The organism is Actinomadura sp. NBRC 104412 (assembly GCF_030269515.1).
Classification (GTDB): domain Bacteria; phylum Actinomycetota; class Actinomycetes; order Streptosporangiales; family Streptosporangiaceae; genus Spirillospora.
Window position 1 is genome coordinate 1 of record NZ_BSTM01000060.1, and the last position, 8,465, is coordinate 8,465.

Sequence of the window (8,465 nt, forward strand, 5' to 3'; positions counted from 1 at the left end):
CGGTCCTCGTCCCGTTCCCGGCTCACAGCCTGGCCAGCTCATGGCGCCAGGCCACGCCCCGGTTGAACGCGGGGCCGAGGTCCGGCAGCTCCGCCAGGTCCTCGTCGGGAAGGTCGCGCAGCTCCCCGCCCGCCGACAGCACCTGAAGCGACAGCCGCGCGATCCGGTCGACGGACACGGCCCGCAGCACGGCCTCGGGGACGTCGCCGCCATGGCTGGTCAGGCCGTGCCCGCGCAGCACCACGACCGGACGGTCGCCCATGGCGCTCACCATCTCCGCGGCCAGCCGCCGGTCGCGGACGAGGACGCCGCGCGGATAGACCGGGACCCCGCCCGCGGCCAGCTTCGCGCCCGGGATGTCGAAGGCGCCGACGATCGGGCGGATCCGCGCCCCCGCCAGGTCGACGGCGACCACGGCCTGCGGATGCGCGTGGACGACGGCACGGGCGCCGGGACATGCCCGCAGCACCTCGGTGTGCAAGGGCAGCTCGTTCGGCGGGTCCCAGCCGTCCAGCTCGCCCGCCGCGCCGGGCTCGCCGTCCAGCGTGACCAGGCGGATGTCGCGTTCGGTCGTCCAGGCCAGGCCGCGTTCCTCGGGTCCCCTACAGCGGATCAGCAGGCACCGTTCGTCCACGCGGAGGCTGATGTGGCCGAGGAAGCCGTCGGCGAGGCCGCGCGCGGCCAGCACGCGGCAGGCGACGGCGATCTCCTGGCGCAGCGGCGCAAGATCGTTCATGGTCAGCCCTTTACCCCGATCCCGCCGTCGCTGTGCACGACCCCTCCGGTGACGCCACCCGACCGGGCGGACGCCAGGAACACGTAACTCCAGGCGTGGTCGGCGCCGGTCAGCGCCACGTTCAGCGGCACCCGCGCGGCGAGGTCGGCCTCCCGTCCGGGGGTGTCGTCCAGGCGCCTGCCGGAGAGGTCGAGGCTGCCGAGCCCGCGCAGGTCGGTGCCGAGCGTGCCGCCGGGGGCGACGCCGTTCACCCTGATCTCGGGCGCGAGCTCGTGCGCGAGCGCGGTGACGAGCCCGCGCACCGCGTACTTGGACGACACGTACAGGACGCCGCCGCGTCCCGGATAGTAGGCCGAGGTGGACTCGGTCAGCACGATCGAGCCGCGGCTCTCGCGCAACGCCGGCAGCGCCGCCTTCACCGCGTGGAGCTGGCTCTTGACGTTCGTGGAGAACATCTCGTCGAACGCCACGTCGATCCGGTCCGCGTCCAGCTCGCCGATGCCCCGGTAGAAGTCGAACACCCCGACACAGTTGACCAGCACGTCCAGCCCGCCGTACGCGGCGACGGCCGCGCCGACCGCCTCCTCGTTGGCCTCCCGGGTGGTGGCGTCGCCGGTCACGACCGGGCACACCTCGGCGAGCGCGGCGGCCTTGTCCGCGTCCCGTTCGAGCGCGGCGACCCGGGCGCCCTCGGCCAGGAACGCGTCCACGACCGCGCGGCCGATGCCGGACCCGGCGCCGACCACCAGGGCACGCCTGCCGCTCAGCCAGCCGGTCACGGTTCGTCCTCCTCCACCAGCGGCCGGTACGGCTGCCCGATCATGGCGGAGAACGTCGCCGGCCCCTGCCAGGTGAGCGCCTCCAGCTCCAGTGGGCACAGCGCGACCGCATGGCCGGTCTTCGGCGACTCGATGAGCAGCCGGGACCCGTTCCGGGTCTCCACGACGCGCACCCGGACCTCGGCGAACTCGTTGCCCAGGACGAGGGGTCCGTCCCGCCGCCCGTCCCCGCTCACAGGAAGATCGCCAGGTTCTGGGTGCGCAGCACCGCGTCGTCGGCGAGGATCGTGCGTCTCGCCAGCCGCCATCCGGCGCCGTCCCCCTCGTTCCGCAGCAGGTCCTCGCGGCCCGCGGAGATCAGCGCCGCCTCCCGTACGTCGCCGCGGCTGCGGTAGAGCAGCACCGCCGACTCGACGACGAGATGCCCGGGGTCCTCCGTGGCGAACGTGCGCACGTTGGTGATGTGGTGCCGCAGCCGCGACGGCGGGTCCTCCGTCCAGGCGTGCTCGGTCTGGAAGCGCGCGACCCGGCGGCCCAGCGAGTACTTGTCCTCGTCGAAGTGCGCCATCCCCGGGGAGCAGTCGAACCCGGCCGCGCGCGCCGTCGTCACCCGCACCGGCATGAGGTAGTGGACGTCGTCGGTCAGCAGGTCGAGCCAGGACTCGTAGTCCTGCGCGTCCAGCAGGTAGGACTCGTCCACCAGCCACTGGTGCGCGAGCAGGTGCCGCTCGTCGGAGAACGGCAGCGTCCTGCCGGTGCGCTGGAGCGCCGGCGCGTCGCCGCCGAGCCTCGATCGCCGCGAGTGGGTGGTCACAGCGACACCTCCAGCCCGCCTTCGCCGAGCCGGACGGGCGGCGCCGCCGGGCCCGGGACCTCCAGATAGTCCACCCAGCGTTCGAGCAGGTGGCGCTGGTTGTACTCGCCGTAGCCCACGCGCGCCTCGCCCGGTCCCGCGAACCGCTCCTTCGGCAGCGCGGGGCTGATCTCCGTGCCGTCGGCCAGCAGCCCCATCCGGCTGTTGAGCAGCATCCTGCGCGCCATCGAGCCGCCCGCCGTGTGCGTCAGCGACACCCAGTTCTCCACGTCGTCCTGCTCGAACATGCCGGTGCTGCCGAAGCACATCAGGTACGCCTTGTACGACAGCGCCTTGAACTCCTCGGGCGCGGCGGCGTCGACCGCGAACCAGGACAGCACCTCGGTCTCGTTCGCCGAGATCGGCTGCCAGGTGCGCAGCGAGATGAACGGCAGCACGTCGTCGGAGTCGGCGACCCGCGGCCAGTTGTGCACCAGGCTCAGGTTCGGGAAGACCGACGCCGCCGACACCATGAAGCCGTCCCGGCCGATGACGTCGAGCTGCTCGGCCGTCCACGTCCGCCGCATCCGCTCGATCATCGCGTCGGGGTAGCCGACGTAGCGCAGCCGTTCCTCCAGCGTGCCGGGCGGCAGCTTGTAGGTGGTGCCGCCGCCGTTGCCCGCCCAGTAGGTGGCGCCGTCCTTGCGCTTCTCCGCCTTCGGCTCGCGGAACAGGCCGATCTCCACCACGCTGGTGTGGGTGTGCGGCGTGTGGTACATGTCGCCGGCGAAGTTCTCCGCGCCGATCTTCCAGTTCGCCTTGATCCGCCAGCGCTGCGGCCCGGACAGCTCGATGCCCCGCTCGGACTGGTTCACGTAGTAGTCCAGGTAGAAGGCGAAGTCGCCGAGGTACTCGCGCAGCGGCGGCGCGTCCGGGTCCAGGCTGATGAAGATCAGCCCGCGGTAGGTGTCGAGCGAGGGGGCGGGCAGCAGCGTCTGGCCCTTGCGCGGGAACCCGGCCTCGCCGCCGTAGGCGTCCCGGTGGAACGGCAGGCCGACCAGCCTGCCGTCGTTGCGGTACGACCAGCCGTGGTAGGGGCAGCGGAAGTGCGAGGCGTTGCCCAGCTCGGCCCTGCACACCTGCATACCGCGATGCAGGCACATGTTGAACAGCGCCCTGACCTCGCCGTCCTCGCCCCTGGCCACGATGAACGAGTCGTCGAGCACCTGCCGCACCACGTAGTCGCCCGGCCGCGGGATCTCCGAGACGTGCCCGACGAAGATCCAGGCGCGGCCGAACAGCCGCTCCCGCTCCAGCCGGAACACCTCCTCGTCGTTGTAGATGTGCGCGGGGATCATCCCCTGCCGCACGCTCGCGGTGTCGAAGGGCAGATCTGCCATCGACGAAAGCCCCCTAGTTCTGTTATTCAGAAACAGCATCCTTTTCACAGAAATGTCTGTCAACCGGGCGGTCAGCCGAGCACGACGGTCACCGCCTTCGTCTCGGTGTAGGAGAGCAGCTCGTCCAGCGACTCCTCGCGGTCCACGCCCGAGGACTTCACGCCGCCGAACGGCAGGCCCAGGTAGTGGCGCGCACTGCCGTTGACCCACACGTACCCGGCCTGCAACGCGGAGGCCATGCGGTGGGCGCGGGCGACGTCGCCGGTGAAGACGGCCGCCGTGAGTCCGTACCGGCTCCGGTTGGCGATCTCGACCGCCTCCGCCTCGTCCCGGAAGGTCAGGACGGACAGCACCGGGCCGAAGATCTCCTCGACCGCGGCCGGGTTGTCCGGTTCCATCCCGGCCAGCACGGTCGGCGCGACGTAGTACCCGTCCGCGCCGACGCCTTCCGGCCGCCCGCCACCGGCCAGCACCCGGGCGCCTTCCCCGGTCGCCGCCTCGATCGCGCCCAGGGACTTCTCGTACTGCCTGCGGTCGATCACCGGGCCCATTTGGGTGCCGTCCGCGAGCGGGTGCCCGACCCGAATCGACCGCACCCGGTCCACCACCCGCTCAAGGACCTCGTCCGCGATCGACTCGTGCAGCAGCAGCCGGCTCGTCGAGCCGCAGGACTGACCGGCGGTGGCGGTGAAGTTCATCCCGGTCACGGCGCCCTCCGCGGCCTTGGCCAGGTCCGCGTCCGGCATCACGATCAGGGCGTTCTTGCCGCCCAGCTCCAGGCTGACGTACTTGACGCCGCTCTCGGACGCCTGCCGCTGCACCAGCCGTCCCGTCTCGGCCGCGCCGATGAAGCCGATCCGGCGGATCAGCTCGTGCCGCACCAGCGCCTGCCCGGTGACCGGCCCGCGGCCCGTCACCACGGAGCACAGGCCGGGACCGAACACCTCGGCGGCGAGCTCGGCCACCCGCAGCCCCGACAGCGGCGCCTGGTCGGACGCCTTCACCACCACGGCGTTCCCCGCCACCAGCGGCGCCGCTGCCTTGGACGCGGCGAACATCAGCGGATGGTTGAACGGCACGATGCGCGCCACCACCCCGTACGGCTCGCGCACGGTGTAGTGCAGGTCGGACGACAGCGGATAGGTCTGGCCGCCGAGGCCCAGCGCGAGGTCGGCCATCAGTTCCAGCGTCGTCGCGGCGATCTCCACGTCGGCCCGCATCACCGCCAGCGGGAACCCGGCGTCCACCGCGTCCAGCTCCGCCAGCTCGGCCGCGTTGGCACGGATCAGCGCGGCGAACTCGCGCACCTTGGCCGCACGCTCGCGCGGCGTCCGCCGTGCCCAGGAGCGCTGCGCCCCGGCCGCCGCGCGGACGACGCGATCGACCTCCTCGGGCGCGCAGTCGGGCACCTCGGCCAGCGGTCCCCCCGTGGAGGGGTCCTCGATCTCGTAGCGGGCCGCGGCCGGCATGGGTGCCCCGTCGAGGAGCACGTCCCACCGCCTGTCCGCATACCGTGTCATCGCGTCACCTCTCGCGTCACCTCTCGCGTCGGCTCACTTCGGCTCACGTCGGCTCTCACAGGCTTCCGGGCAGGACGAACACCAGCCATGTGGCGATGGGCGCGGTGACCGCCATCGCCATGCCCCAGCCGAGCATCACGCGGAACAGCGACCTGCGTTCCTCCTCGGGCGCGGTGGCCAGCGTCAGCGCGCCGACCGAGGAGAACGGGGTGGAGTCGACCACCGTCGCCGAGATCGCCAGCGCGATGATCATGCCGGTCACGCCGACCTCGCCGTCCAGCAGGAACGGCGCCGCCAGCGGCAGCATCACGCCCAGCAGCCCCGCGCTGGAGGCGAACGCCGAGGTGACCGCGCCGACCAGGCAGATCAGGAAGGCGGTCAGCAGCGGGATGCCGATGCCCGCGATGGCGCCGCCGACCTCGTCGATCGTCCCGTACCGCTGGAGGGCCGCGACGAACGTGACCACGCCGCAGATCAGCAGCACCACCGGCCACACGATGAGCTTGTCGGCCCCCGCGAACCTGCCGGGGAAGGCCAGGTGGAGCAGCGCGGCGGCGCCCAGGGCCAGCGCGCCGATCTCCATGTCGAACACCAGCGCCCCGATGGCCACCGCCAGGATGACGACCAGGGTGATCGCCTGGTCCACGCGCGGCGCCGTGCGCACCGGGCCTTCCGGCGACCCGTTCCCCGGGGCCGTGCCGTCCGCGGCGACGGCCGCGCCGGGCCCGCCGGCCGCCACGGCGACGCGGGCGTAGGACTCGCCGCGGCGCCGCAGCAGCTCGCGTCCGCCGAAGGCGAAGTAGATGACGAGGCCGAGCAGGATGTTGTAGACCGCGTTGCCGAAGAACAGCGCCGTCCCCGAGAACTCCAGGCCGTTCTTCTCCGCGGACTGGCGCAGGATGATGGTCAGGCCGTTGAGCGGCGAAAAGTTCCCGAAGCACGAGCCGTGCATCACCATCAGCGCCGACATCCGGCGGTCGAGCCCGTACCGCTCGCCGAGTTGCAGGCACAGCGGCGCCAGCATGGCGACGCCCGCCGGGCCGAGCGCGCCCGCGGTGGTCGGCACCGCGGAGAAGGCGAAGATCACCCATGGGACGACGGCGGGGCGGTCGCCGAGCAGCCCGACCGCGCGGTCGATCACCCATCCGATGGTCCCGTTGACCGCGGCCAGGCCGAACAGGTACGTGACGCCGACGAGCAGGACGAACAGGTCCGGCGGGAAGCCGGCCAGCGACTCGTCGAAGCCCTCGCCGGCCGCGAGGGTGCCGATCAGGATCGTGGCGATGAGGGCCAGCACCCCGAGGCTGACCGGCCTCAGCGTACCGACGACGAAGATCAGGACAAGGGTCAGAACTCCGATGACGTGGATGGACACGGGCGGCCTCCCGGGGAGAGGGCTGGGGTGAGGGCCGGAATTCTCCTGGGCTTTCTGCTTTGAAGAAGCACCTTCTGCTACTTGGGCGATCACGTCAAGGGGTGACATTCGCGACCGGTGGACGTATCGTGCCCCTGTCACTTCTGTCCAGCAGAAAGAACTTCTCCCCAGCGGAGGAGGCGATCGTGGGGAGTCGCATGGCGCGCACGGGAGCGGACCTGGTCGTCGAGTGCCTGGCGGCCGAGGGCACCGAACTGGTGGCCGGCGTCCCCGGCACCACGGTCATGGACCTCATCGACGCGCTCGCCAGGCAGGACGCCATCCGGTTCGTCTCCACCCGGCACGAGCAGGTCGCGGGCTTCCTCGCCGACGGCCACTCCAGGTCCGGCGCGGGACTCGGCGTGTGCATGGCCTCCCGCGGACCCGGCGCCGCGAACCTGGCCATCGCCGTGCAGAACGCCTACGACGAGTCCGTGCCGATGCTGGCGCTGATCGGGCAGGTCCCCGCCGACGTGGTGGAACGCAGGGCGTTCGAGGAGATGGACGTGCTGGCCGCGTTCCGCCCGATGACGAAGTGGGCGGTCGAGGTGCCCTCCGTCGCACGGGTGCCCGAACTGCTGCAACGGGCCGTGCGGACCGCGGTGTCGGGCCGTCCCGGTCCCGTCGTGGTGTCGCTGCCGCTCAACGTGCTGAAGGCACCCGCCCCGCCGGACGCCACGCCGGTCCCGCGCCGCCGTCCCCACCCGCCCGCGCTGGCACCCGCCGCGATCGAGGAGGCGTGGTTGCTGCTGGCGTCCGCCGAGCGGCCCGCGATCCTGCTGGGCGGCGGCGCGGGCGGCGATCCCGGCGTCTACCTGCGGCTGGCCGAGACGATGGCGGCGCCGCTGCTCACGACGTGGCTGCGGCAGGGGCTCGTCCCGCATGGCCACCCCGCGTACCTGGGCGCGCTCGGGTACGGCGCGCACGCGGTGTCCGAGCAGGTCATCGCGGAGGCGGACGTGCTGCTGGCGATCGGCTGCCGGTTCTCGGAGTTCACCACCAACCGGTGGACGCTGATCTCGCCCGACACCCGGCTCGTCCACGTCGACATCGACCCCGACGAACTCGGCCGGATCTACGTACCGGACGTCGGCATCGTCGCCGACGCGCACCTGGCCGCCCAGGCCCTCCTGGCCGCTCCCGCCGGTCGCTCGCCGAGCCGCGCCGCCCGCCTGGCCAAACTGCGTTCCGCCTTCGAGCAGGCGGTACGCGACCTGGCCGAGGACCCGGGTCCGGGCGTCGCCAGCAGCGCGGTCATCCGCGCGCTACGCGACCTCGCGGAACGCGACGGGATCCTGCTCGTCCAGGACGCGCCCAGCTTCGGCCCGTGGAGCGCACGCCATCTGCCACTACCGCGCCCCAACAGCTTCTTTGGCTCCGCGGGCGGCGCGATGGCCTGGGGGATGCCCGCCGGGATGGGGATCGCCCTGGCCCGTCCCGGCGAGCGCGTGGTCACCGTGAGCGGCGACGGCAGCTTCTGGATGGTGGCGCAGGACTTCGAGACCTGCGTGCGCGAACGCATCCCGCTCGTGAACGTGGTGATGAACAACTTCTCCTACGGCAACACCAGGGACCGCCAGCGCATCGCCCACGAGGGCCGGTACCTGGGCGTCTTCTACGGCAACCCCGACTTCGCCGCGTTCGCCCGATCCCTGGGCGGGCTCGGGCTCCGCGTCGAACGCGACCAGGACGTCCTGCCCGCGCTGGAGGAGGCGCTGGCACAGGACCTTCCCGCCATCATCGACATCGTCCAGGACCGCATGGCCGGCCTCCCGCCCGGCCTCGCCCCTCCGGCCGCACGATGACACCCAACCGCTCTGTGA

Annotated in this window: 8 protein-coding genes; 1 reads left to right on the forward strand and 7 read right to left on the reverse strand. The window is 72.2% G+C overall.

Features of this window, described 5'->3' with window-relative positions:
- Positions 1–22: 22 nt before the first annotated feature.
- The 7 genes from phtC to QSK21_RS35345 form a co-directional block, all read right to left on the reverse strand.
- Complete coding sequence (phtC, locus tag QSK21_RS35315; RefSeq protein ID WP_285702119.1) at positions 23–736, reverse strand: 3,4-dihydroxyphthalate decarboxylase; 714 nt, start codon at positions 734–736, stop codon at positions 23–25.
- A gap of 2 nt (positions 737–738) precedes the next feature.
- Positions 739–1,515 (reverse strand): 3-(cis-5,6-dihydroxycyclohexa-1,3-dien-1-yl)propanoate dehydrogenase, encoded by a 777-nt coding sequence (gene hcaB / locus QSK21_RS35320; RefSeq protein ID WP_285702120.1) that lies wholly within the window; start codon positions 1,513–1,515, stop codon positions 739–741.
- The gene (locus QSK21_RS35325; RefSeq protein WP_285702121.1) at positions 1,512–1,751 is read right to left on the reverse strand and encodes a hypothetical protein; all 240 of its coding nucleotides are present in this window, start codon (positions 1,749–1,751) and stop codon (positions 1,512–1,514) included. Before QSK21_RS35325 ends, hcaB begins: the two co-directional genes overlap by 4 nt.
- The gene (locus QSK21_RS35330; RefSeq protein ID WP_285702122.1) at positions 1,748–2,329 is read right to left on the reverse strand and encodes a 3-phenylpropionate/cinnamic acid dioxygenase subunit beta; all 582 of its coding nucleotides are present in this window, start codon (positions 2,327–2,329) and stop codon (positions 1,748–1,750) included. Before QSK21_RS35330 ends, QSK21_RS35325 begins: the two co-directional genes overlap by 4 nt.
- The gene (locus QSK21_RS35335) at positions 2,326–3,708 is read right to left on the reverse strand and encodes an aromatic ring-hydroxylating dioxygenase subunit alpha (RefSeq protein WP_285702123.1); all 1,383 of its coding nucleotides are present in this window, start codon (positions 3,706–3,708) and stop codon (positions 2,326–2,328) included. The genes QSK21_RS35330 and QSK21_RS35335 overlap by 4 nt, the downstream gene beginning before the upstream one ends.
- A 71-nt stretch (positions 3,709–3,779) precedes the next feature.
- Positions 3,780–5,228, reverse strand: a complete 1,449-nt coding sequence (locus QSK21_RS35340; protein ID WP_285702124.1) for an aldehyde dehydrogenase family protein — start codon at positions 5,226–5,228, stop codon at positions 3,780–3,782.
- 55 nt (positions 5,229–5,283) lie between these two features.
- Positions 5,284–6,603 (reverse strand): SLC13 family permease, encoded by a 1,320-nt coding sequence (locus tag QSK21_RS35345; RefSeq protein WP_285702125.1) that lies wholly within the window; start codon positions 6,601–6,603, stop codon positions 5,284–5,286.
- 185 nt (positions 6,604–6,788) lie between these two features.
- On the opposite strand from QSK21_RS35345, the gene QSK21_RS35350 reads away from it, so the two are divergent.
- Positions 6,789–8,447 (forward strand): thiamine pyrophosphate-binding protein, encoded by a 1,659-nt coding sequence (locus QSK21_RS35350; protein WP_285702126.1) that lies wholly within the window; start codon positions 6,789–6,791, stop codon positions 8,445–8,447.
- Positions 8,448–8,465 lie beyond the last annotated feature (18 nt).

Coding starts and splice junctions, on each gene's coding strand:
- phtC (WP_285702119.1), bottom strand. CDS start 736: ATGAACGATCTTGCGCCGCTGCGCCAGGAGATCGCCGTCGCCTGCCGC.
- QSK21_RS35335 (WP_285702123.1), bottom strand. CDS start 3,708: ATGGCAGATCTGCCCTTCGACACCGCGAGCGTGCGGCAGGGGATGATC.
- QSK21_RS35340 (WP_285702124.1), bottom strand. CDS start 5,228: ATGACACGGTATGCGGACAGGCGGTGGGACGTGCTCCTCGACGGGGCA.